The sequence below is a fragment of the Erythrobacter sp. JB1-4 genome, assembly GCF_057365025.1.
In genome coordinates this window covers 1-23,767 of the sequence record NZ_CP200292.1, presented here as the reverse complement: position 1 = coordinate 23,767, position 23,767 = coordinate 1, and the positions used below count along the sequence as shown (strand labels likewise).

General features: G+C 57.4%; 24 protein-coding genes and 1 pseudogene. 12 read left to right on the top strand and 13 right to left on the bottom strand.

From position 1 onward, the window contains the following. The first annotated feature begins 4 nt into the window (after positions 1-4). Positions 5-1,294 carry an AmpG family muropeptide MFS transporter gene (locus tag AC0V61_RS00125; protein WP_486155222.1) on the top strand — a complete coding sequence of 430 codons (1,290 nt, stop codon included), beginning with the start codon at positions 5-7 and terminating at the stop codon, positions 1,292-1,294. 89 nt (positions 1,295-1,383) lie between these two features. Here AC0V61_RS00125 and AC0V61_RS00120 read toward each other — a convergent pair whose 3' ends face one another. From AC0V61_RS00120 to purB, 10 genes are all read right to left on the bottom strand, one after another. Further along, the gene (locus AC0V61_RS00120; protein ID WP_486155221.1) at positions 1,384-2,697 is read right to left on the bottom strand and encodes a bifunctional folylpolyglutamate synthase/dihydrofolate synthase; all 1,314 of its coding nucleotides are present in this window, start codon (positions 2,695-2,697) and stop codon (positions 1,384-1,386) included. Positions 2,698-2,702: 5 nt separating this feature from the next. After that, positions 2,703-3,557, bottom strand: a complete 855-nt coding sequence (gene accD, locus AC0V61_RS00115) for an acetyl-CoA carboxylase, carboxyltransferase subunit beta (protein WP_486155220.1) — start codon at positions 3,555-3,557, stop codon at positions 2,703-2,705. 11 nt (positions 3,558-3,568) lie between these two features. Then, on the bottom strand, positions 3,569-4,345 hold the full coding sequence (gene trpA / locus AC0V61_RS00110) for a tryptophan synthase subunit alpha (protein ID WP_486155218.1): 777 nt from the start codon (positions 4,343-4,345) through the stop codon (positions 3,569-3,571). Then, positions 4,342-4,698 (bottom strand): hypothetical protein, encoded by a 357-nt coding sequence (locus tag AC0V61_RS00105; RefSeq protein WP_486155217.1) that lies wholly within the window; start codon positions 4,696-4,698, stop codon positions 4,342-4,344. The genes trpA and AC0V61_RS00105 overlap by 4 nt, the downstream gene beginning before the upstream one ends. Beyond that, complete coding sequence (gene trpB, locus AC0V61_RS00100) at positions 4,695-5,930, bottom strand: tryptophan synthase subunit beta (protein ID WP_486155216.1); 1,236 nt, start codon at positions 5,928-5,930, stop codon at positions 4,695-4,697. The genes AC0V61_RS00105 and trpB overlap by 4 nt, the downstream gene beginning before the upstream one ends. A 106-nt stretch (positions 5,931-6,036) precedes the next feature. Further along, positions 6,037-6,678, bottom strand: a complete 642-nt coding sequence (locus AC0V61_RS00095) for a phosphoribosylanthranilate isomerase (RefSeq protein WP_486155215.1) — start codon at positions 6,676-6,678, stop codon at positions 6,037-6,039. Between the two features lie 3 nt (positions 6,679-6,681). After that, positions 6,682-7,041 (bottom strand): bleomycin resistance protein, encoded by a 360-nt coding sequence (locus tag AC0V61_RS00090; RefSeq protein ID WP_486155214.1) that lies wholly within the window; start codon positions 7,039-7,041, stop codon positions 6,682-6,684. Positions 7,042-7,056: 15 nt separating this feature from the next. Then, positions 7,057-7,731, bottom strand: a complete 675-nt coding sequence (pyrF, locus tag AC0V61_RS00085) for an orotidine-5'-phosphate decarboxylase (protein ID WP_486155213.1) — start codon at positions 7,729-7,731, stop codon at positions 7,057-7,059. After that, a complete protein-coding gene (locus AC0V61_RS00080; protein WP_486155212.1) occupies positions 7,728-8,072 on the bottom strand; it encodes a hypothetical protein in 345 nt (114 codons plus the stop codon). Before AC0V61_RS00080 ends, pyrF begins: the two co-directional genes overlap by 4 nt. Before the next feature lie 90 nt (positions 8,073-8,162). After that, complete coding sequence (gene purB / locus AC0V61_RS00075) at positions 8,163-9,488, bottom strand: adenylosuccinate lyase (RefSeq protein WP_486155211.1); 1,326 nt, start codon at positions 9,486-9,488, stop codon at positions 8,163-8,165. A 143-nt stretch (positions 9,489-9,631) separates the two neighbouring features. Here purB and AC0V61_RS00070 point away from each other — a divergent pair, with 143 nt between their 5' ends. Together AC0V61_RS00070 and AC0V61_RS00065 are read left to right on the top strand one after the other, a co-directional pair. Beyond that, positions 9,632-11,821: an FAD-dependent oxidoreductase gene (locus AC0V61_RS00070; protein ID WP_486155209.1), complete on the top strand. Its 2,190-nt coding sequence runs from the start codon at positions 9,632-9,634 to the stop codon at positions 11,819-11,821. A gap of 92 nt (positions 11,822-11,913) precedes the next feature. After that, positions 11,914-14,691, top strand: coding sequence for a DUF3857 domain-containing protein (locus tag AC0V61_RS00065; protein WP_486155208.1), 2,778 nt, complete (start codon positions 11,914-11,916; stop codon positions 14,689-14,691). 59 nt (positions 14,692-14,750) lie between these two features. Here AC0V61_RS00065 and radC read toward each other — a convergent pair whose 3' ends face one another. Continuing rightward, positions 14,751-15,527 carry a RadC family protein gene (gene radC, locus AC0V61_RS00060; protein ID WP_486155207.1) on the bottom strand — a complete coding sequence of 259 codons (777 nt, stop codon included), beginning with the start codon at positions 15,525-15,527 and terminating at the stop codon, positions 14,751-14,753. A 63-nt stretch (positions 15,528-15,590) separates the two neighbouring features. On the opposite strand from radC, the gene AC0V61_RS00055 reads away from it, so the two are divergent. The 9 genes from AC0V61_RS00055 (at position 15,591) to AC0V61_RS00015 (ending at position 22,346) form a co-directional block, all read left to right on the top strand. Continuing rightward, positions 15,591-17,339 carry an intermembrane phospholipid transport protein YdbH family protein gene (locus tag AC0V61_RS00055; RefSeq protein ID WP_486155206.1) on the top strand — a complete coding sequence of 583 codons (1,749 nt, stop codon included), beginning with the start codon at positions 15,591-15,593 and terminating at the stop codon, positions 17,337-17,339. After that, positions 17,273-18,850, top strand: coding sequence for an intermembrane phospholipid transport protein YdbH family protein (locus AC0V61_RS00050; RefSeq protein WP_486155205.1), 1,578 nt, complete (start codon positions 17,273-17,275; stop codon positions 18,848-18,850). Before AC0V61_RS00055 ends, AC0V61_RS00050 begins: the two co-directional genes overlap by 67 nt. A 77-nt stretch (positions 18,851-18,927) precedes the next feature. After that, on the top strand, positions 18,928-19,107 hold the full coding sequence (locus AC0V61_RS00045; RefSeq protein WP_486159405.1) for a YnbE family lipoprotein: 180 nt from the start codon (positions 18,928-18,930) through the stop codon (positions 19,105-19,107). 41 nt (positions 19,108-19,148) lie between these two features. Continuing rightward, positions 19,149-19,541, top strand: a complete 393-nt coding sequence (locus AC0V61_RS00040) for a YdbL family probable chaperone protein (protein WP_486155204.1) — start codon at positions 19,149-19,151, stop codon at positions 19,539-19,541. Between the two features lie 246 nt (positions 19,542-19,787). Beyond that, complete coding sequence (locus AC0V61_RS00035; RefSeq protein ID WP_486155203.1) at positions 19,788-20,126, top strand: AtpZ/AtpI family protein; 339 nt, start codon at positions 19,788-19,790, stop codon at positions 20,124-20,126. Between the two features lie 42 nt (positions 20,127-20,168). Continuing rightward, positions 20,169-20,957: a F0F1 ATP synthase subunit A gene (locus AC0V61_RS00030; RefSeq protein ID WP_486155202.1), complete on the top strand. Its 789-nt coding sequence runs from the start codon at positions 20,169-20,171 to the stop codon at positions 20,955-20,957. A 66-nt stretch (positions 20,958-21,023) separates the two neighbouring features. Further along, a complete protein-coding gene (locus tag AC0V61_RS00025; RefSeq protein WP_486155201.1) occupies positions 21,024-21,260 on the top strand; it encodes a F0F1 ATP synthase subunit C in 237 nt (78 codons plus the stop codon). Between the two features lie 83 nt (positions 21,261-21,343). Then, on the top strand, positions 21,344-21,838 hold the full coding sequence (locus tag AC0V61_RS00020) for a F0F1 ATP synthase subunit B family protein (protein WP_486155200.1): 495 nt from the start codon (positions 21,344-21,346) through the stop codon (positions 21,836-21,838). Beyond that, complete coding sequence (locus AC0V61_RS00015) at positions 21,831-22,346, top strand: F0F1 ATP synthase subunit B family protein (protein WP_486155199.1); 516 nt, start codon at positions 21,831-21,833, stop codon at positions 22,344-22,346. The genes AC0V61_RS00020 and AC0V61_RS00015 overlap by 8 nt, the downstream gene beginning before the upstream one ends. Positions 22,347-22,419: 73 nt before the next feature. Here AC0V61_RS00015 and AC0V61_RS00010 read toward each other — a convergent pair whose 3' ends face one another. Both AC0V61_RS00010 and AC0V61_RS00005 read right to left on the bottom strand, forming a co-directional pair. Continuing rightward, positions 22,420-23,394, bottom strand: a complete 975-nt coding sequence (locus AC0V61_RS00010; protein ID WP_486155198.1) for an NADPH:quinone oxidoreductase family protein — start codon at positions 23,392-23,394, stop codon at positions 22,420-22,422. Between the two features lie 6 nt (positions 23,395-23,400). Further along, a pseudogene (locus AC0V61_RS00005) lies at positions 23,401-23,767 on the bottom strand (hydroxyacylglutathione hydrolase C-terminal domain-containing protein); the annotation flags it as partial.

Sequence of the window (23,767 nt, the reverse complement as noted above, 5' to 3'; positions counted from 1 at the left end):
AACGGTGAGTGGTAAGGTGTTAGGCACGATAAAACCCTACCTTGAGAAAGAGGCACTCGCGGCCTTCTTTGTAGGCGTATCCTCCGGCTTCCCATACGCAATGATCGGGGCAACGCTGACAACGCGGCTTGCCCAAGACGGGATCGACAAGGCGACGGTGACGGCCTTTACGCTCGCCTTTCTCGTCTACAATTTGAAAGTGTTCTGGGCATGGGTGGTGGACGGCGTGCGCCTGCCGGTCATAAGCCGCATGGGGCAGCGGGTCTCGTGGATGCTGTTTTCCGGCGTTTTGGTGATCGCAAGCGTCGTAAACTTGGCGCTGGTCGACCCTCAGAGCAGCCTTACCGCAACCATCATCGCCGCCGTCCTCGTAGGCGTTGCAGGGGCTACCTTCGACATCGTGATCGACGCCTACCGGATCGAGACTTTGCGGCCCGATCAGCTTGGCACAGGCTCTGGCATGAGCCAATATGGCTGGCGGATCGGAGCAGCCGGGGCAGGGGCGCTCGCACTGGTAGTCGCGGCGCGTTACGGTTGGTCAGCGGGCTATCTCGCCTGCGCCGCCTTCGCGCTCCCCGCCATGCTAACGGCTCTCATCATGGGAGAGCCCGCAAGGCGCACCGTCAACATCGCGAAAAAGGGCGTTTCCGACGTGTGGCAATCCATCGCAGGGCCCTTTCGGGAGTTCCTCGGAAGGCACGGCGCGTGGTTGGTGCTCGCCTTTATCCTCGTTCACAAGATCGGCGATACGCTCGCCAATCTCACCTTCCGCCTGCTGTTCGATGACCTTGGTTTCACCAATGACGAGATCGCGCTTTACGATGTGGGGCTGGGCTTTTGGGCCTATATGGGGGGCATATTCCTCGGCGGGATATTGTACGCGAAATTGGGCCTCAAGCGCTCGGTGATGATCGCGTTGATCCTGATGGCGGTGTCCAATGTGAGCTTTGCAGGACTGGCTGTGGTCGGGCACTCCAACTGGGCGATGGCGGGCGCGATTGGGTTTGAAAACTTCGCCAGCGGATATGGCGGAGTGGTGGTCGTCGCCTATTTCTCAGCGCTTTGCGATTTGCGCTTCACGGCCGCGCAATATGCGCTGATCTCCGCAGGCGCGAGCGTGGTGGGCCGCTTGCTCACAGGCACCACCGCGGGCAGGCTGATAGAGGGGATTGGCTATGTGAACTTCTACCTGCTGACCACTGTGCTTGCCTTGCCGGGGATAGCGCTGTTCTGGTGGATGATGCGCACAGGCCTTGTCGATGAGGCGATGGGGAGTGCTGGTCGGGAAACCTGACTAAACACAACCGTTGGTGCTGAGCTTGTCGAAGCACAGCCACCCTTGCGAGCGTCCTTCGACAAGCTCAGGACGAACGGAACATCTTGTCAATCCGGGATTTCGTCGTTCAATCGCAGTGCTTCACCTGCGAGATAGAGCGAGCCCGCGATAAGGACCGGATAGTCGTCATCAGCCACGTTGAGCAGGGCATCCTCTAGGTCCTTCCGAGCCACGGCATCTTCACCAAAGGCGCTCACAGGGTGGCTGTCGTGACCGGGCACTGGAACCACTTGCAAAGTTTGGATCTTCTCACCCAAACGATCGAGCAATGCCCGCGGGTCCTTATTGTCGAGCATTCCGATCACGAGGTGGATTGGGTCATCAATGGATTGGGCAATTGCATCGCCAGCGCTCGAGTTGTGACCACCATCGAGCCAGACTTTGCGATCAGAGGTAAGAGCAATAAGCGGCCCATTGGACAAAAGCTGCATTCGCGCAGGCCATGTGACGAAGCGAAGCCCAGTCCCAATCGTATCATCCGAAACAGTCACTTTGTCCTGGTGACGCAGCATAGCAATCGCCAATCCGGCATTTTCGCCTTGGTGCGAACCTCGTAATGCCGGGTGAGGAAGCCTTAAACGGTTCCCGACCTCATCGCGATAGACATCACTCCGGCTGATGCCGATTGTCGCGCCCCATTGCCGCGACTTTTCGAAGTGGATCGCCCCTCTTTCTTCCGCCACGCGTTCAATGCTTCGAAGCGCGTCATTGGAGTAGTCGTCCTCGCCCAACGTCACCAACGGCACGCCCCTCTTCGCAATCCCTGCCTTCTCAAACGCGATCCGCGCCATCGGTTCTTCCGGCACGCCTTCCTCTGGTGCGAGCAAAAACCGCTCGTGATCAATCCCAAGCGCCGCAATCCCGCAAGCTGCAAGCGCCTCTGGTTCCAGCACATTGGTCGCATCTAAGCGCCCGCCAAGGCCCACTTCGACGACGCAGGCATCGGCTGGCGTGCGGCTGAAGGCTAGGAAAGCGCTCGCGATGGTAACTTCGAAAAAGCTTGGCGCAAGATCCTCGCCTGCATCGAGCACTTCTTCGAGCAATTCCGCCAGCGGTCCATCTTCGATCAACTTTCCCGCGACCCTGATCCGCTCATTGTAGCGTACCAGATGCGGCGAGGTGGTGACGTGGACGCGCTTGCCATCGGCCTCAAGCATCGCTCGCAAAAACGCGCAGACCGAGCCTTTGCCATTGGTGCCTGCGACATGGAATACTGGCGGCAGTTTGCGATGCGGATTGCCGAGGCGCTCCATCAGAGCGCGTATCGTCTCAAGCCCCAAGCGGCCTTGCGGAACGCTAAGCGCGCTTAGACGGTCCAATTGCGCCTGGACGCGCGGGTCATCCGAGCGGCCAAAATCCATGGGGTCTAGGCGGCTTCATCTGCCGGCTGAAGGAAGTCGAGGACAGTCGCCAAACGCTCTTTCAGCTCGCTGCGCGGCACAACCATATCGACCATGCCGTGCTTGTGCAGGTACTCCGCGCGCTGGAAACCTTCGGGCAATTGCTCGCGAATGGTGTCTTGGATCACCCGCTGGCCTGCAAAGCCGATCAAACAGCCGGGCTCTGCAATATGGATGTCGCCGAGCATCGCATAACTCGCCGTCACGCCGCCCGTGGTGGGGTCGGTAAGGACGACAACGTAGGGAAGGCCCGCTGCCTTCAAACGCCGGGTCATCACGGTCGCGCGCGGCATCTGCATGAGGGACAAAATGCCCTCTTGCATGCGCGCACCGCCCGCCGCTGTCACCACGACGTAAGCGCATTTGCGGTCCAGCGCTTTTTGCGCGCCCTGACAAAACGCTTCGCCCACGGCCATGCCCATCGAGCCGCCCATAAACGAGAAATCCTGCACGCCGACAACGGCTGCCTGACCGTTGATCGAGCCTGAGCCTGTCACAAACGCATCGGCATGCGGGCTCTTTGCGCGCGCGGCTTTCAGGCGGTCGATATATTTCTTGGAATCTTTGAATTTGAGCGGGTCTTCGGTGACTTGTGGGATGGGCAAAACCTCGAAGCCATCATCCAGCAGCAAAGACAGGCGCGTGTTCGCGTTAATCCGCCCATGGTGATCGCACTTCGGACACACATGGAGGTTTTCCTCATAATCGGAGACAAACAGCATCTCCTGACAATTGGAGCATTTGATCCAAAGGTCTTTTTCAGTGCTCGTCTTCTCATCGCCAAAACCCAGCGAATTGCGGACGCGGTTTAACCAGCTCATATTTGTATCCCTTAAGCCGACTTGATGGCTTCAACCATGCTTGCCGTCAGCTCTTTTAGCTTTGCCGGAGCCTTTGCGCCATGTTCGCCCACCAAGTCAACAAAGGCTGACCCTACGACAACCCCGTCTGCATGGGCAGCGATGGCTGCGGCTTGTGCCGGTTCGCGCACGCCAAAGCCGACGGCGACGGGGATATCGGTGGCCGCTTTGAGCGCTGCGACAGCCTCTTCGATGGAGCCTGCCGCGGCCTGTTGCAGCCCGGTGACCCCGGCGACGGAAACGTAATAGAGAAAGCCGCTCGACCCTTCGAGCACTTGCGGCAGGCGCTTTGCATCGGTGGTCGGGGTGGCGAGGCGAATGGGCGATATGCCCGCATCGCGCAAAGCCGGGCCCAGTGCATCGTCCTCTTCTGGCGGAATATCGACGCAGATAACGCCGTCGACGCCTGCACCTTTGGCAGCCTTGGCAAACCATTCAGGCCCGCGCCGGATCATCGGGTTGGCATAGCCCATAAGGACCAGCGGCACGTCTGGATGACGCTCACGGAACTCATAGGCGATTTGCAGCACATTGGCGGTGGTCGTGCCTTTGCCAAGCGAGCGCAGGTTTGCCGCTTGGATCGCAGGCCCATCGGCCATCGGATCGGTGAAGGGCATCCCCAGCTCAATCACATCAGCGCCGCCCTCGACGAGTGCATCAAGATTGGCAGCCGTGTCGCCATCGCCAGCGGTGATGAAGGCGACGAAAGCGGCATGGGGTTTGGAAAAGGCGTTTTGGAGGCGGGTCATATACCTGGAATGTCCGTGAATGTGCCGATCGCACCAATGAGAACCGATGCAAGTACGGTGAATATGATCGCAGATTCGATTGTGAAGTCTGCACCGGAGGCAGCCTTCACTCCGAGTGAAAGAGGGAAGGCAAGAAAGCCTAGGAGGAAGTACATCGCACCCCGCTTTGGACTAAAGCCGACCTCAAGTCCCTCGTAGTTCTTTTGGTCATAAAAAGCGGCAAACATCGCAACGAGTATGGCCGAACCGAACGCTAGCCTCACGCCGACTGATTCTGCTTCTAGGTCGATGACAAACGACGAAATGGCCAAGGCAGCAAGGGCTAGACCGCCAACTATCTTGCGTGGCTTCACATCTCCACCCCAAGCTTTTCAGCAACCGTGAAAATGTCCTTATCGCCGCGCCCGCACAGGTTCATGCAGATGATCTCGTCCTCGTGCATCTGCGGTGCGCGCTTGGCAACAGCGGCGAGGGCGTGGCTGGGCTCCAACGCAGGGATAATCCCCTCGGTGCGGCAGAGCAGTTGGAAGCCTTCCAAAGCCTCATCATCGGTGACGGCGGTGTATTCGACGCGGCCTGTGTCTTTGAGCCAGGCGTGCTCGGGGCCGATGCCGGGGTAGTCTAGCCCTGCGGAGATCGAGTGGCCTTCGGTGATTTGGCCGTCTGCATCTTGCAGAAGGTAGGTCTTATTGCCGTGGAGCACGCCGGGAGCGCCTCCAAGCAGGCTTGCTGCGTGTTCATCGCCATCAAGGCCGTGTCCTGCCGCTTCCACGCCGAGCATCTTTACGTCTGCATCGTCCAAAAACGGGTGGAACAGGCCCAGCGCATTTGAGCCCCCGCCAATACACGCGATCAGGAGGTCGGGAAGGCGACCAGTACGGCTAAGCAATTGCGCGCGCGCTTCGGTGCCGATGACGCTTTGGAAATTGCGCACCAGTTCGGGGTAGGGGTGGGGCCCTGCGGCGGTGCCGATGATGTAGAAAGTGTCATGCACATTGGCGACCCAATCGCGCAGACCTTCGTTCATCGCGTCTTTGAGCGTCGCGCCGCCGCTGGTGACGGGGACGACCTCGGCTCCTAAGAGCTTCATTCGGAAGACATTGGGCGATTGGCGCGCCACGTCCTCTGCGCCCATGTAAATCACGCAAGGCAGGCCAAAGCGTGCGCATACGGTGGCGGTGGCAACCCCGTGCTGGCCAGCGCCGGTTTCCGCGATAATGCGGGTCTTGCCCATGCGCTTCGCAAGCAGGATCTGACCGATGCAATTGTTGATCTTGTGCGCGCCGGTGTGGTTGAGCTCATCGCGCTTAAACCAAACTTGCGCGCCCATTCCTTCGCCAGCGTCTTTGCGCAGTTCCTCGGTCAGGCGTTCGGCATAATAGAGCGGCGAGGGACGGCCGACATAATGCTCCATCAGGTCGTCAAACTCGGCCTGAAACGCGGGGTCTTGCTGAGCGGCGCGATATTCACGCTCCAAATCAAGGATCAGCGGCATCAATGTTTCAGCGACATAGCGTCCGCCAAAATCGCCGAAGTGGCCTCGGTCGTCGGGCCCATTGCGGAAGGAGTTGGGTTGGTCGTTCAAAACAAAGTTCCGTTCGGGCTGAGCTTGTCGAAGCCTGCTCTCGGCCTCGGACCCAGCCAATTGGTCTGCGAGCGCCCTTCGACAAGCTCAGGGCGAACGGGTGTGGTTAGGGGTTTAACGCCGCTTTACAGAACGCGGCAATCTTGTCCACGTCCTTGATACCCGGTGCGCTTTCAACGCCAGATGCGGTGTCCACTAGAGCGGTGCCGGTGGCGCGGATCGCCTCTGCGACGTTGTCCGAGTTAAGGCCGCCTGCAAGCCCCCATTCGAGCGGTCCTTTGTACGCCTTCAAAAGGCTCCAATCAAAGCCGTGGCCCATGCCGCCAGGAAGCGCAGAACCCTTTGGCGTCTTGGCGTCAAATAAGAGGAAATCGGCAGCATCAGAAAAATCGTCCGCACGCGCAACGTCTTGGGCGGTTTCAATGCTGAGCACTTTCCAAACCGGTAGGCCAAAGCGCGCCTTTACCTCGGTAACGCGCGCCGCATCCTCGCTGCCATGCAATTGGATCGCATCGAGCTTTCCTGCGGCAATGCTCTCCTTAAGAAATTCGTCATCCGGGTTCACGAACACGCCGACGTTTTGAACTGTGCTGGGAGCCTCGGCGGCCAATTTCGCAGCAAGGTGCGCATCGGCATAGCGCGGGGAGGGCGGGTAGAAGTTGAGCCCGATATGCGTCGCACCAGCGTCAGCCGCAGCGGTGATGCTGGCAGGAGTGGTGAGGCCGCAAATCTTGATTTGGATGCTCATCGATCAATCGTTCTGGATCAGCCGGATGAGGCTGTTATCAATCTCGTTGAGATAGCCCACGGTGATACCGCTTGGCTCAACCCGAGGCATAAGCAGTCTTGGGTAGCCTTTGTTTTTAACCGGCACACCGGCGGCCTTCACCGCTTCGACAAAACCACCCAGATCATCAAGGCGAAGGCAGCAGCTGAACCAGCTGGTGAGCGGGTCAAGGTCGGGGTGGGGGAAGAATTCTAGAAGCACCGATCCGCGTTCAAGGATCATCCAGCCCGCGTCACGATAGGTGCGCTCAAAGCCCAGCTTTGTGTAGAAAGCTTCGGATGCGTCAAAGTCGCGCGACGGCAGGTTGGGGCTGGCGATATCCATGAAAGAGCCGCTTTCTTACAGCGTTGCCTCAATCGCGCGCGCTGCGGCCATGGGGTCTTCGGCGCGGCTGATCGGGCGGCCTATTACGAGGACGCTTGCGCCATCATCGCGGGCCTTTCGCGGGGTGACGACACGTTTTTGGTCGCCGGCCCCAGAGCCAGCGGGGCGAAGGCCGGGGACAACGAAAAAGCCGTCTTTCCATTGCTTGTGGACTTTGCCCACCTCCTGTCCCGAACACACGATGCCATCAAGGCCCGATGCATGGGCGAGTTCGGCCAGACGCATCACCTGATCTTCGGCGCTTCCGCTAACCCCGGTTGCGGCAAGGTCAGAGGCGTCCATGCTGGTCAGCGTTGTGACCGCGACAACCTTGCAACCTTCAGCCGCCGCCGCCTTGGCATCTTCCATCATCGCTCGCCCGCCGCTGGCGTGGATGGTGACGATTTTGGGCTCGTAGACATGTATCGCCATCATCGCGGATGCGACGGTGTTGGGGATGTCATGAAACTTGAGATCAAGGAAGATCGGCAGGCCCATATGGGCGATTTCGTGGACGCCGTGCCCGCCATGCGCGCAAAAGAATTCAAGGCCCAGTTTTACCCCGCCAATATGCGCTTTGACCTTTTCAATCAGCGCTTTGGCAGGGTCGATTTGCGGAACGTCGAGAGCGAGGAATACCGGATTGCTCACGACGCGGACCCCTCAACCGGTTTCAGTGCGTCCTCAGACTTATCCTCAAGCTTTTCAACAGGCTTACCCACAGGCTCCTCTCGTTGGCGTGCAAGGGCAGCGGATTTGATCGAGTTTTCAAGGCTGCGGATGCGGCGATCAAGGCCCCATTTGACGCTGCGGTGGTACAGCCACATCGGGAAAAGACCCAAGAGGAAAGCGAGGATCACAAGCGCTGGCACTTTGGTTTCGACCAGCAAGCCGTCCCATAAGGTCACCTCAACCGGGGTCCAGTTGAGGAATGAAAAGAGCATGATGGCGCAGGCCAATATGACCCACAAAATGGTGCGCACTATCTGCATGGGGCAAAAGGTCCCTCTTTATCGTTTTGGGGCGTATCGTCCCGAGCGTCCAAACTAGGCCTTTTGGGGCTCAAGTCCAGTAAGACGCGCTTAGCCGAAAACTCGCTCGAAGATCGTCTCGACATGTTTGAAGTGGTATTCGAGGTCGAACTTTTCTTCCAATTGCTCATGGGAGAGCGCCGCTGTGACCTCTTCATCGCCTTTGAGCAGGTCAAGCAGCATCAGCGAGCCGCCCGATTCCCAAACCTTCATCGCATTGCGTTGAACAAGACGGTAGGCGTCTTCGCGGCTCACACCCGCTTGAGTAAGGGCGAGAAGAACACGCTGTGAATGCACAAGGCCGCCCATGCTATCCATGTTGGACATCATCCGCTCTGGATAGACCAGCAGCTTCTCAACCACGCCAGTGAGGCGGGCGAGGGCAAAGTCCAATGTAATCGTCGCATCAGGCCCGATGAAACGCTCAACCGAAGAGTGCGAGATATCGCGCTCATGCCACAGCGCGACGTTTTCGAGCGCAGGCAGGGCATAGGCGCGGATCATGCGCGCTTGGCCGGTGAGGTTTTCGGTCAGGATCGGGTTGCGCTTATGCGGCATAGCGCTCGAGCCCTTTTGGCCCTTGGAGAAGAATTCCTCCGCTTCCAAAACTTCGGTGCGTTGCAAATGGCGCACTTCGACGGCGAGACGCTCGATTGAGCCTGCGATCACGGCCAGCGTTGCGAAGTATGCCGCATGACGGTCGCGTGGGATAACCTGCGTGCTGATCGGCTCGATCTCAAGGCCGAGTTGCTCCGCCACATAGGCCTCAACCTCTGGATCGATATTGGCAAATGTTCCGACCGCACCCGACACTGCGCAAGTCGCGATTTCGGCGCGCGCGGCGATTAGGCGGGTCTTACACCGGTCAAACTCGGCATAGGCCTGCGCGAGTTTGAGACCAAAGGTCACTGGCTCTGCGTGAATACCGTGGCTGCGGCCGATTGTGGGAGTGAACTTGTGTTCCTCAGCGCGCGTTTTGATTGCGGCGAGAAGCGCGTCCATATCCTCAAGGAGCAAGTCAGTCGCGCGCGCCAATTGCACCGCGAGCGTCGTGTCGAGCACGTCCGAGCTCGTCATACCTTGGTGCATAAAGCGCGCTTCGCCGGTGTAGCCTGCTTCGTCTACTTGCTCGGCAACCCATGTAAGGAAGGCGATCACATCGTGCTTGGTCACCGCTTCAATCGCATCGATGGCCTCAACGTCGATTTTGGGGTTGGTCGCCCACCAATCCCACAGCGCCTTGCCCGCACTTTCCGGTACAACGCCCATTTCGCCAAGCTTTTGCGTCGCATGCGCTTCAATCTCGAACCAGATGCGAAACTTGGCTTCCGGCTCCCACAGAGCGGTCATGGCAGGGCGGGCGTAACGAGGGACCATCGGGTGGGCGTCCTTTGATGTGGATGAGTTGGTTTGAGGCGCGGCTATTCTGACCTGCGCCTATTGGCAAGAGGCAAAGCTGCTGTATCACCTGTAACCGGAGAGGGAGCCTTCGCGAAAGTGCAGGGCAGGAGGACATTTCAATGACCAGCGATTTAATGACTGGCGAGCGCTTGCAAGAAGAGCGTTACCCCCCATTTTTGCGCGTTACATTCAGGCGGTGGACCAAGTGGTATTTGGAGGGCACCGAAACCTTTTGGCCGTTCAGCGATCTCGCGATCCGCTTCTTTGTCGCTATGTGGTTCCTGCGCTCCGGGCTTGTGAAAGCGGCGGACTATGACACCGCGCTCTTGCTCGCCACTCAGGAATATCCCGTCAGCTGGATGAGCCCTGCCAATGCGGCGGCGACGGGCCTTGCCATTGAGCTTATTGGGCCCATTCTTCTGTTGGCAGGCCTGTTCACCCGGCCAGCCGCGCTGGCCATGGCGGCGCTCACGATTGTCTCCCAGGCGGTGTATACCCCTACAACAACCAATCTGATGATCAGCGCGATGCTGATCTGGTATATATTCCATGGTCCCGGTGCGTTCTCATTGGACCGGGTTATGGCTTTGGGTTTGAAGTCTTCTGCACTCCCGCTCGCACGACCTACAATAATCGCAGGGGAATGGTCGCGTGAGCACTTGGCACCCATCGTCATGGCGGCTTTGCGGATATGGATGGGCGTGAGCCTCCTTGCCTATGCCGATGTCATTGAGCCCTCTATCGCGGTCAGGACATGGCTTCCAGTGACGATATTTTCAGGTTTTCCGGACTGGCTAGCCATCGTTGTGGCTGGGTTCTTCTTCACAGGCTTTGGCGCGGTGATCGTCTCTTACGGGCTGTTCTTCCTCATTGCGGCTTTCATGATCGCAGGGGCGCACCCCAATGTGACGCTGTTCCCGCTTCTCTTTCTTGCGATTTACGAAACCAAAGGTGCGGGGCTTTTCTCTATCGACAGGGCAATCCTGAGCTGGCTGGAAAAGAACATCCTGTTTGACCGCGATTACTCTGAAATCCCGGACCGCTGGCCTCACGTGGTCGTGGTAGGGGCAGGTTTTGGCGGGCTTGCTGCGGTCGCGCGCCTCAAGCGTTTGCCCGTGCGCATCACTTTGATCGACAAGCGCAATTACCATCTGTTCCAACCGCTGCTTTATCAGATCGCAACAGCGACGCTGAACCCTGCTGATATTGCAGCCCCGATCCGATCCCTATTCAAAGGCGACGGCAATGTGCGGGTGCTAAAGGGTGAGGTCACCGGGATTGATGCGGAAGCCGGAACCTTAACCTACGGGGATGGCGCCGAGCTTCAATACGACCGGCTGGTTCTGGCGACCGGGGCGACGCACAGTTACTTTGGCAAAGATGAATGGGGCGCGTTTGCACCGGGCCTCAAAACTATCGAAGACGGCGTTGCCGTGCGTGCCTCTATCCTCAACGCGTTCGAAGAAGCAGAAGCCTCCGGCGATGAGGAGCGGATCAAGCGCCTCCTTACTTTCGTGATCGTAGGCGCTGGCCCCACAGGCGTAGAGCTTGCAGGCGCAATCGCAGAGCTTGCCAAGGTAAGCGTTGAACGTGAATTTCGAACAATCGACCCGGCCTCGGCCCGCGTGATCCTTGTGCAATCAGGCGACCGCATCCTTCCCGCGTTTCCAGAAGAACTATCGGCTAAAGCTGCGCAGTCTCTGGAAGACCTTGGCGTGGAAATTCGCACCGGCGGGCGCGTGACCGAGATTGCTGAGACACATGTATGCATTGGCGATGACACCAGATTAGACACCGAAACCGTCCTTTGGGCAGCGGGTGTTGCGGCATCACCTGCGGCCACATGGCTTGGCGCCAAATCCGACCGGGCCGGGCGCGCTGAAGTCAATGACCTTTGCCGCGTTTTGGATAGCGAAGGCGAACCGTTCGCAAACATCTTTGCCATTGGCGACACCGCTGGCAGCACGGCGTGGGATGGCAAACCTGTCCCCGGCTTGGCTCCTGCCGCCAAACAAGCGGGCGCTTATGTCAGCCGCGTGATCGAGGCAGAATTGCTCGATAAGGAATGCCCCGGACCCTTTGTCTATAAACACCAGGGGAGCCTCGCCACGATTGGCCGCAAATCCGCCGTTGCCGATTTTGGAGCTTTTAAGCTGTCTGGGGCGATCGCGTGGTGGCTATGGGGCGTCGTCCACGTTGGCTTCCTTACCGGCGCAAGAAATCAGGTGACAGTCTTGGTCAACTGGGCATGGAGCTTTTTTGCCAAGCATTCAGGGGTCCGCCTGATAACAGGTAAGGCAGGGTCTTAGTGAGGGACTTTGAGTTGATTTAAAGCCAAGTCGAAAAAGTCTAGAACTCGGTGGTGGTTTATTTATAAATAGCCGCAACACAGGGATTCTTAATGCGACTTTCTACAGCTTTGTGCTCAATGCCACTTCTCGCTTTGGGCTGGTCTTCTGCGGTTCTTGCCGGAGATACCCCTCTTTATCAGCCTGCGCCAGAATGGGTGGAACGGGTCGACCTCTCACAGCTTGATCGGGATATTTCAAAGACTGTTGTGGTCGATGATACCCAAATCCGGATCGAGGAAGGCCGTCATTGGCAGTATGTCGATGAGGTCATCCGTATCGCAGGTGCTCAGCAATTGACCAAGGCGGGTACCGTCCAAGCGGTTTGGTATCCGGACAAAGGCGATCTGATTATTCATGATGTTGCCGTCTTGCGCGATGGAGAGTTTATCGATGTCCTTGAAGGTGGAGAGAAATTTGAAGTTCTTCGTCGTGAACGCCGGCTAGAACAGGCTGTTATCGACGGATCTTTGACCGCAACGTTGTTCGTACCCGGCCTGCAAATTGGTGATGAGCTACGCGTTAGCTATTCGACCACTCTTTCTGATCAGGCGCTCGGGAATGAGGTGCAAAGTCAGTCTTATCTTTGGCGGGAGCCCGACAAAAGCGCCGATTTTGCGCGCGTTCTTGTGTCTTGGCCCAAAGCTCTAGATGTGACCTACAAAGCTTGGCCGCAGGCCGAATTGGGCCCTGTACAATCGCGATCAGATTATGAGTGGCTCAATGTTTCGCTTCCATTGCCAGAGGCGAAGGATATGCCATACGATGCGCCCTCACGCTTTCGGCGCCCTGCATTTCTTCAGGTGGGCACGTTTGCTGATTGGTCTGAGGTCTCAGCCACGATGCATCCTCACTACAATGTAGACGATGCCCTTTCAGGCTTAGATGAGCTGATTTCGCGAACTGACGCGATCCGCGCTGAAAAAAGCACGCAGCTTGAGCAAGCCGTTGCTGCCCTTGATCTTGTTCAAAGCGAAGTCCGCTACCTGCTGAACGGATTGGATGGTGGAAACTATATTCCCCAAGACGTCGCAACCACTTGGGATAAGAAGTATGGCGATTGCAAGGCCAAGACTCTGATCTTGCTGGCATTACTTGACCACCTTGGGATTGAGGCTGAACCGGTTTTGGTCGACATTGATGCAGGTGACGCGGCTCAAGTTTCGCTCCCTATTCCAGGGGCTTTTGACCATGTGCTCGTACGAGCAACTATCGATGGCCAGCTATATTATCTCGACGGGACGTCTGCGGGGGCAAGCGTTGCTCTTGCTGGAAATGTACCGGGTTTCCAATTCGCGCTGCCCATCCGTGCTGCAGGCGCGGAGCTGGAGCCAATCGTTCAAGTGCTACCTCGTGTGCCAGAAATGACGATGGTAATGCGGGTCGATTCGTCAGCTGGTGCAGATTTGCCGGGCCTTGCAACTTTTGAAATGAAGTTGCTCGGTGCCTCGGCTGCTCAAATCAACGCGGCTGCTGATCAACTTACTGACGATATGAAGCGCCGAATGGCCCGTAATGGGTCTTCGAAAATGGATTTGATTGATGTCGAATTCATCAAGGGCAAAACCAATAGTGAAGCCTTCATGGTTTTCGAAGGCATTGTGCCTGCTTCTTTTGTTTTTGAAAATGGTCGCGGAGAATTCGGAGGTGAAGGTGTGATAACTGACTTTCAGTTTTCACCTGATCGCTCTCGGCGCGACTGGCGCGACGTACCTGTCATGGTTGATGGGCCATTTGCAGCTCAAGTCGCCCTTCAATTGACCCTGCCCGATGATCCTAGAAGCTATGAGATGATCGGTGAGAAAGAGATCGAAGCGCAGGCTGCTGGACGCCGGGTTGAACGCACAGCAGACCTGGACGGCGATTTCTTCAACTACTCCGAAACTTTCTCGGCAACAGGGGGTGAAATCGCCCCTTCGCAAGTGCTTGCCGAACGCCGCAAGGTCATGAGCTTTGCGCGTAATGAACTCAAACTTGTAGCGCCGAAAGACACACCGCGTTTGTGGCGGTTCGCGCAAAGCAAAGATCGCTCAGAGCTGGCAGCGCTTGATGCCGCTTATGCAAGATTGGTCGAGTTTGATCCGGAGAAAGCAAATCCCTATCTGACGCGCGCAGCCTTCCGCTATGACACGTTTGATTTTGCCGGTTCTCTTGCCGACATGGACAAGGTTATCGAGATAGAGGGCACTGCAGAATATTACTCACAAAGAGCAACTGTGAAGAAGCAATTGCTCGATTATCCTTCTGCTAAAGCTGACTTGGAAGAGGCTTACGCTCTCGACCCCACCCCAGGCCGAGCAATAGATTTAGCTTCCATTTTGCTCGACATGGGCGATGCAAAAGGCGCGCGCGCTGCGATTGAGTTTGAAGACGGCGATGAAGAGATGCGTCGCAGTCTTGCGTATTGGATGGCGCACGCTGACGGCATGCAGGGGAGGGACCAAGAGGGTCTCGATAGGCACAATTCACTCTTGGCCGATGATCCTAACGACTCCGGTCTTCTCAATAACAAATGCTGGTACATGGGCGTTTGGAAGGTTGATCTTGGCAACGCTGCCGAGGTGTGCACTCGCGCGGTCGAAGTCGGTGGCACTGCCAATGCTATGGATAGCCGAGCGATGGCTTATTATCGTCTCGGTATGTTTGAAGAAGCGCTTAAAGACATCGAAGCCGCGCTCGAATTAAGGCCTGAGTTGTCTGCCTCCCTTTTGCTGCGCGGTTTCATCAAGCTGGAGCTCGGCGATAAAGAGGGGCAAGCTGATATCTCTGAGGCGCTGGCTCGCTCGCCTGATGTCGCTGCACAATACCGCAAATGGGGTTTTGATCTTTGATCGGCGATTTCTAAGCGGTGATTTGTAATCGGTGCGTCGGAAAAACGATCAAGGCAGCCTTAGATCAATCCTTTTGCGCGCAGACTCACATGTCCTTCGCGCCCAATAATGACATGATCATGAAGCGTTACGCCAAGCAGCCGTCCCGCTTCTGCGATCTTATGAGTGATTTGTATATCGGCTCGGCTTGGCTCAGGGCTGCCTGACGGGTGGTTGTGGACAAGTATAAGAGCAGCGGCGCCCACATCCATGGCCCGTCGGATCACCTCGCGTGGGTGAATGGAGGCTTCATCGATCGAACCATCACCAACATGATGGTCATCGATAAGTCGGTTTTTTGTGTCGAGATAGAGCACGCGCACTCGCTCGACTGTCAAATGGGCCATATCGATAGAAAGGTAGTCTAAAAGCGCTTGCCAAGAACTGAGGAGGGGTTTCTCGCTGACCTCGCTTCTCGCCATTCGTCTTGCTGCGACCGCTACGCTTTTGAGCGCAGCCGCGCTCGTCTTTCCAACGCCCTTTGTCCGCTGAAGCGCTGAAGGATCAGCGTTTAGAACGCCCGCAAGTGAGCCAAATTGTGCAAGCAGCGCTTTGGCGATCGGCTTCGTATCGCCTTGTTTAATGGCTGCAAAAAGAAGGTACTCCAGCACCTCATAGTCAGCAAGCGCCTCTGCGCCGCCTTTGAGCAGCCTTTCTCTCAAACGCTCCCTGTGACCGGCTCCAGCATGTTTTCCAGAATCGCTTGTCGATGTGTCGCTTTTAAGCGCATCGGCGGGAGGTACAGGCTTGCCTGCACCGTTTTCACCAAAGTCAAATGCGTCTTCAGATTGGGGCAATCTTATTTCTCGCACTGGTTTAACGCCTTGCATCATTGCCTTTAGGAGCCAGACGCGCAAGTTATGAGTGTGATGGCCGAGGTCAAACCCGACACAGACTTACCCGATTTGGGTCCCGAGAAGACCAGAGCTTGGCGAATGTGGCCCGAGCGATGGCGTTGGCGGGTAAGCCTTGTGCTTGCCGTCCTATTTGCGCTTGTGGCAGCAGCAGCATGGTTCAACCGCGAACAAATTGCGGCCGATTTCATTAACGATGCTCTCAACAAGAATGGTCTTGAGGCTTCCTATGAAATTGAAAATATCGGAACGCAGCGGCAGATTATCACCGACCTGGTGGTAGGTGACCCGGAAGCACCCGATTTTACTGCCGAACGGGTGATACTTGATATTGCCTACACCTATGGGCCGCCAGAGATCGGCCGGGTCTCTTTGGAAAAACCTAGGCTTTTCGGGACCTTCAAAGACGGCGAGCTTAGTTTTGGCAGTCTTGACCCGCTGCTTTTTGCCGAAAGTGAGGAGCCTGCGGGGCTACCCGCGCTTGATGTGAGGGTCGTGGATGGCCGCGCTCTTATCGAGAGCGATTATGGCCGCATCGGTGCGAAGATCGATGGCGCTGGCAGGCTCGATGATGGCTTTGCGGGCAAGCTTGCTGCAACCGCTCCGGGGATTGGCGTGGAGGGCTGCGGTGCGAAGGAGGCGACGCTTTATGGCGATCTTACGAGCGTCGATGGCCAGCTTGGTTTCGATGGTCCTGTGCGGCTTCGCGGTGTGGAGTGCGAGGGCAGCCGGGTGGAGGCCGCCGATATTGGGGCGAACCTGACACTAGCCAGCGATTTTGGGTCGGTTGAGGGGGATTTGGCGCTCTCCTCTTCCTCGCTTGGATCGGGCGCGATAGAACTCGCAAAGCTTGGCGGCAATGCGAATATTGCCTGGGCTTTTGATGGGGAACTCAGCCTTCGCCACGATCTTACCGGGGAAAACTTGCGCACGCCTTATGGCAATGCTGGAACCCTTGGCGCTGAGGGCACTTTGCGCAGCACCGCAAGCTTTGCCCGCAATGAATGGACATCGAGGGTTTCGGGCAAGGATATTGGTGTTGATGCGTTGATGGGCGAAGGCGGCTTGGCTAGCGCAAGACAAGCCGCCGCGGGCACATTTGTTGGCAATCTCTTGCGCAGATTGGAGCGAGGTTTTGCAAGTGCTTCAAAAGGTAGCGTGTTTGCAGGTGATGTTTCCCTTCGCACCGATGCGGATAGCGTGCGTTTTGTTGTTCCCGAAGCAAGGCTGCGCGGATCCGATGGCGACACACTTATTGCTTTGTCGAGGTTGAGTTACAACACGGTGAGCGAGGGCACACCTGAGCGGCTCACCGCCAATATTCTGACAGGCGGCGCAGACCTGCCACGGATCAACGCAAGGCTTCAGCCGACCTCGAATGGCGATATCTCTGCGCGGATGACCATGGCTGAGTACCGCGATGGAGGGAGCGCGATTGCAATTCCCAGGCTTGAGGCGCGGCAAAGTCGAGATGGTGCGGTGCGCTTTACTGGCATTGCACGCGCGCAAGGTCCTATTCCCGGCGGGAATATGCGGGGCCTCGAGATGCCGATTGAGGGGGATATTCGCCTCGCACTGGCCTGGCGCTGGGCACTGAGTGTCTTGATGCCAAGATTGCAGGGCTCGAGGCATATAATCTCGGTCTTGCGCCCCAAACCTTCGCGCTATGCCCCGAAGGCGGAGCGATTGTGCGCTACACCGACACGCTTCAAATTTCCGCCAGACTCAGCGATGTTGCGCTTGCCGGGAACCTAGGAGAGAGCCCTGTCCAAGTGGCGGCGAGCAGCGCTACTTTGCGCTATCCCGGCGCATCAAGCCTCGAGGCGCTGTCCGCGCAGATTGGCGCAGATGACAATGCCGTGCGGTTTACTGCGGGAACGCTCAATGCAAACTTCGAGGATAGCCTTAGCGGAACATTCGAGGGGGCGAGTGCTGCTCTAGACATCGTCCCGCTTGATCTTTCGGAGATAAGCGGAACATGGAGCTTTGCGGACAGTGTGCTGTTGGTCGATCAGGCTGCCTTCATCCTCACCGAACGCGTCGCAGCGGGCGTACAAAAACGGATCGAACCGCTTGGCGCTGAGGATGCGTCGCTGATCCTCCAAGACGGCGTTATTAGGGCAAACGCGGACCTGTTTCACCCTCTAACCTCGCGCGGGATTGCTGAAGTTGCCATTCGTCACGATCTCAACGCGGCCAAGGGAAGGGCGGACATCACAGTACCGGGCCTCGGCTTTGACGCAGGGTTTCAGCCTGAAGAGCTAACACCCCTTACACAGAGCCTCATCGCCTTTGCTGATGGCGTCATCACCGGACAAGGCGTCGTCGAATGGGACGGCGATCAGCTCACAAGCTCGGGCAAATTCGCCACCGACCGGTTTGACTTCGCAGCCGCCTTTGGCCCTGTGCAGGGGGTCAAGGGAGAGATCGAGTTCACCGATCTCCTCGGCATGACCACCGCGCCCTCACAAGTCGCCACCATCGCCTCGGTCAATCCAGGGATTGAGGCGCTTGGCGGAAGGATTGTCTACTCGATAAAAGACGGCACTTTGATCACGCTTGAGGACGGGCGCTGGCCCTTTATGGGCGGGGAGTTGATCCTTAGGCCTGTGGTGCTCGATTACGGCGGCGGGCAGGGGCAAAGCTATATTTTTGAACTCGTCGGGCTCGATGCGGCGGCATTTGTCACGCAAATGGAGCTCACCAATCTTGGTGCGAGCGGCAAGTTTGATGGGACTATTCCGATCATCTTTGACGCTCAAGGCAATGGTACGATCCAAGGCGGCTTGCTAATCTCGCGACCACCGGGTGGCAATGTTTCGTACGTTGGAGAGCTCAGCTACGAAGACCTTGGCACCATGGCCAATTATGCGTTTCAGACGCTTCGCTCGCTCGATTACAATCAGATGAGCATTGAGCTGAACGGCAATCTGGCGGGTGAGATCGTCACCAATTTCAATATTGATGGCGTGCGGCAAGGCGAGGGAACGAGCCAGAATTTCATCACCCGCCAGCTTGCTGACCTGCCCATCCGGTTCAAAATCAATGTGCGCTCGGAAAACTTCTACCAGCTGACACAGGTGGTTCGTGGCTTTTTCGATCCCAGTATCTTTGACCGCGAGGATGCGCGCCAACAGCTGGGCATCGGGGTGTTCCAGCCCCTAAACGGACCGGCGCCAGCACCATCTCCAGTACCCAATCCCGGCGAAGCTGAACGCCGCAATGAACCTGTCGTTCAACCTGCAGAAAGCGATGACGAGCTATGACACATGTGAAATTGACCTCTCTGACCGGGGGTGCCACACACAAGCACATAGTCGGTCGGGGAGCGAAAATGGATCGAATGATGTTGAATGCTGGGCTTTTGAGTCTCGCGCTTTTGGGGCTTTGCGGGTGCATTAATGTGGCGGCTCCTGAAGAGCCGATAGTGATTGAGCTTAACATCAATATCCAGGCCGAAGTTTTGTATCGCTTGGCAGAGGATGCCGAGAATACGATTGAAGAGAATGCAGATATCTTCTGATGCTGGCGATTAAGCCGCTGCCGAAGATAGGAGGAAGTGAAATGACCATTATGCGCAAAACAATGCTGGCCGCTGTTGCAGGCGCTGTCGTCCTGACCGGATTTGCCAGCCCAGCAGCAGCGCAGCGCGACCCAGCCTATGCCGCCGCGCGCGCCAATGGCAGCGTGGGTGAGCAGATTGATGGCTATTTGGGCGTAGTGGGCGCAGCGACGCCTGATCTTCAGAGCCTTGTGAACAATATCAATATCAAACGCCGAGCGGTCTACACCCAAAAGGCACAGCAGAATAACGCGACGGTTGAGCAGTATGCGACCACTTCCGGGTGTCAGGCGATTGCTCGAACTGTGCCAGGCGAAAAGTATCAGGCCCCCGACGGATCGTGGAAAACCCGCACCGCCGCGCCGCCCGAACGCCTGCCGATTTGCCCGCAATAGGTGACCGGCAGCTTCAAGAGCTAGGACAACGCCTAGCGTTGCAAGGCTGACTGGCCGCCCGCAGCGGGTCCGGACCCCGGACTTGATCCGGGGGGAGGACGTCAAGCGAGGACGCGTACCGGGATGGGTACGCGGAAAACCAATCACACTACCATTGACTCAAGAATCGCCCTCTTCTAGGGGGCACACGCCCTTGGCGGGCACCTTTCTGAGCTCGCGCATTCGCATCCCTTAAAGGACGCAAGCATGAGCGACGAAAAACCGCTAAGAGAACCCATCGTTGAAGATGCGCGAATTGATGCGCTCGAAGCGCGGCTTAAGGCCGCCAAGAGCCGCGAAGAGGACCGCACTCAGCCAAAGGTCAAAGGGGTCGATGCGAACTATCGCAGCGGCAACCGGGTACTGGCTGATCTGCTCGGCGGGGTCTTTGGGGGCAGTGTCATGGGATGGCTCTTTGATTGGGTCTTCGATACGCTGCCTTGGGGTCTGTTGGTTGGGCTGTTCTTCGGGATTGGCGTTGCCTTCAGGAACATTATTCGCGCAGCAAACACGCAAAGCGATGACGGTGGCGAGGACCAAACCTAGCCCGCGTTGAGCGTTTTGACAGTTTTAGGGATACAAGAGATCGTGGCAGCCGACACTGGCAAAGTCGATCCGATGAAGCAGTTCCAGGTTGAGCCTCTCTTCGGCTCTGGCTGGGAAATCTCTGGCTTCAACATCGCGTTCACCAACTCCGCATTGTGGATGGCCATCACTGTCGTCCTTATCTGGGTGTTTGTCGCAGGCGGCATGAAGCGTGAGCTTGTGCCCGGTCGCTGGCAGATGGCAGTCGAAACCTTCACCGGCTTTATCGACGATATGCTTGAGGCGAATATTGGCAAAGAGGGGCGCAAATATGTGCCTTATGTCTTTAGCCTGTTCATGTTCATCCTCTTCGCCAACCTTTTGGGCCTCGTCCCCGTTGGCATTATTCCGGGCGTCCACGCCTTTACCTTTACCAGCCACTTTACCGTCACCGGTGTGCTCGCCGCGATCAGCTTCTCGATTGTGCTGATCGTCGGTTTTTGGAAGCACGGCATCAAGTTCTTCACGCTGTTTGTGCCGCACGGTACGCCAGCGGTGATGATCCCGGCGATCTTCGTGATCGAGCTGTTCTCATTCCTCATCCGCCCGTTCAGCCTCGCGCTGCGTTTGTTTGTGGCGATGATGGCGGGGCACGTCCTTTTGAAAGTGCTCTCCAGCTTTGTCATCGATGGGATGAACGGCGGGGTAGGCACCGGCCTTATGGTCGCTATGCCGAGCTTTGTTCTCATGGTCGCGATCAGCGCGCTTGAGATCCTCGTCGCTGGTATTCAAGCATACGTCTTTGCTCTGCTTACGTCGCTTTACATCAACGACGCTGAGCACCTCCACTAAAGTTTTTACAACCGTTTCAATCGAATTGATTTTACGCTTTTTTTGATCTTCCAAGGAGTTTTCACAATGGATCCTATTTCAGCAGCCCTTATCGGTGCAGGTCTCGCAGCTATCGGTGCCGGCATGGCAGCGATTGGCGTTGGTAACGTCTTCGGCTCGTTCCTTGAGAGCGCGCTTCGTAACCCAGGTGCCGCAGACGGTCAGCAAGGCCGCCTCTTCATCGGCTTCGCCGCAGCTGAACTTCTCGGCCTTCTGGCGTTCGTTGTTGCGATGATCCTGATCTTCGCCAACCCAGCTGCCTAAATCTGTTTGCGCGGCCCTGCTGAGAATATCTCAGCGGGGCTGCTCAAACGTCCCAATTCTCTTTTCGCTCTGAGCCATCACCTATGCCTCAAATTGCTCAACTTGCCGAAATCTGGTCCAGCCAAGTTTTCTGGGCGCTGATTTTCTTCGGCATCACATTCTTCCTGATCGGGCGGGGCATGGTCCCCAAAGTGATGGAAACCGTCGGAATGCGTGACAAGCAGATCGCAGACGATCTTGCCGCGGCGCAAGGCGCACGTGATGCAGCTGACGAACAAGAAGAGGCATGGCGCGAGCGTGAGAACGCAAACCGTGCGCAGGCTCAGTCGCTCATCGCTGAGGCGAAAGCAAAGGCGGCAGCGGCGTCTGAGAAGAAGCTCGCGGCGGCGCAAAAGCGTCTTGATACCAAGCTTGAAAAGGCTGAAGCCGATATCGAAGCTGCGCGCACGAGCGCCATGGCTGAGGTTGAGGACGTTGCTCTTGAAGCGACCCAAGACATCGTCTCGCGTCTTGCAGGCACCAAAGTCGATAAGCGTTCAGCGCGCTCGGCTGTGAAGAAGGCTCTTGCCAATGGCTAATCTTCCTCTTCTCCTTTTGGGCGATGGCCCATCGGCTTTCGGTGTGGATTCATATCAGTGGGTGTCGCTTGCGATGCTTATCCTGATCGGCGTCTTTGTCTGGAAGAAAGTCCCCGGCCTCATCACCGGCGGTCTCGATGGCAAGATCGAAGAGATCAAGAAGCAGCTCGACGAGGCGAAAGACCTTCGTGCAGAAGCTGAGAAGCTGCGCGATGAGTATGCAGCCAAGATCGCTGGCGCTGAAAAAGACGCCGAAGCCATGATGGAAGGCGCTCAGCGCGAAGCCGACGCCATCCTCGCGAAGGCGGAAGCTGACAGTGAAGCAATGGTTGCCCGCCGTAAGCGTATGGCGGAAGACAAGATTGCCGCTGCTGAACGTGACGCGGTTGCCGGCGTTCGCACTGCTGCTGTTGATGCAGCCGCTGTCGCATCGCGTGCGTTGATTGCTGATAAGCACAGCGCAGAGGCGGACAAGGCCTTGGCGGACGAGGTCATCGGCTCGCTTTAATTTGCTGTGCGCTCCTGCGAAGGCAGGAGCCCATCAACCGGCCTCTGGAGATGGACCCTGCTTTCGCAGGAAATCACATCGTAAACACCACTTTGCCCACCAATTCACGTGCCGCCATGGCGTCAAAGCCCTCGCGCCAGCGGGATAGGGGAAGGGTCCGATCGATTGTGGGGGTGATTTGCCCAGACGCCGCTAGCTTGGCGATAGCTTCTGTGATGGCCTTACCCCGCTCAGGGAATCGCCGCGAGTATTCGCCAGCGCGAAGGCCCATGACGCTGAACCCCTTGATGAGGGGAATATTGGTCGCAATCTCAGCGATGCGCCCACTGGTGAAGCCCACCACCATAAGTTTGCCGTTAAAGCTCACACAGCGGGTGGATTCGTCGAACACATCGCCGCCTACTGGGTCGAATACAATGTCGCAAAGCCTGCCATCGGTGAGGTCTTTCACCTGTTCGCGAAAGCGGCCTTCAGCTGTGATAACCGCGTCGGGCGCGACTGCTGCGTTGATGGCATCGTGCTTGGCCTCGACCCCGGTCGCAGCGATCACATGGGCCCCCATCGCCTTTGCAAGATCACACGCGGCAAGGCCAACGCCCCCGCTCGCACCGTGTACGAGCACCCATTGTCCCGCTCTTACAGCGCCCAGCTCGACAAGCCCGGTGTAGGCGGTCTGATAGGCCGCGCCCATTGCCGCGCCCTGCGCGTAGCTCAAGCCCGAGGGCAGGGGAGAGAGGCCTCGCGCCGGCACGCTGGCAACCTGCGCAAAGGCATCGGTTTTCTTGCCTCCGATGACCTTGTCACCCGGAGCAAAGCCGCTGTCCGGGTCTGCCTCGATCACTTCGCCCGCCATTTCAAGGCCGCTGGTGAAGGGCACCTCGGGTTTGAACTGATACTCGCCCTTGGTCATTAAGAGGTCTGGGAAGTTGAGCGAGGCTGCATGAACTCGTACTAGCACCTCGCCGGGCGCATGAGTGGGTTCTGGCATGTCGACCAGATGGACGCCCGAAAGGTCCGGTGTCAGTTCCTCGACGCGTAGAGCCTGCATGATGGCTTAGAAGTTGTCCTTACCCGCTCGGATCGCGGCGAAGGTCTCATGCGGCGCGTCACCGCCCCAGCGTGCTTGCAGAGCAGGGTCATCGGCGCGAAGGAACGGGTTTGTGGCAAGCTCGCGCTCGAGCTGTGCGGGAACTGTCGGTTCACCTTGTTTGCGCATATCCACAACCCATGACGCATAGGCCCGGAGTTGCTCATTGTCTGGGTCCGCGTGCACCGCGAACTCGGCGTTTGATTGCGTGTATTCATGCGCGCAATACAGCAAGGTTTCTGGAGGAAGCGCCTTGATCTCGAGAGAGGCTGTCCCAGAACTGTTTAGGCTCACCTTCAAACATCCGCCCGCATCCAAGCGCGAAGACGCTATC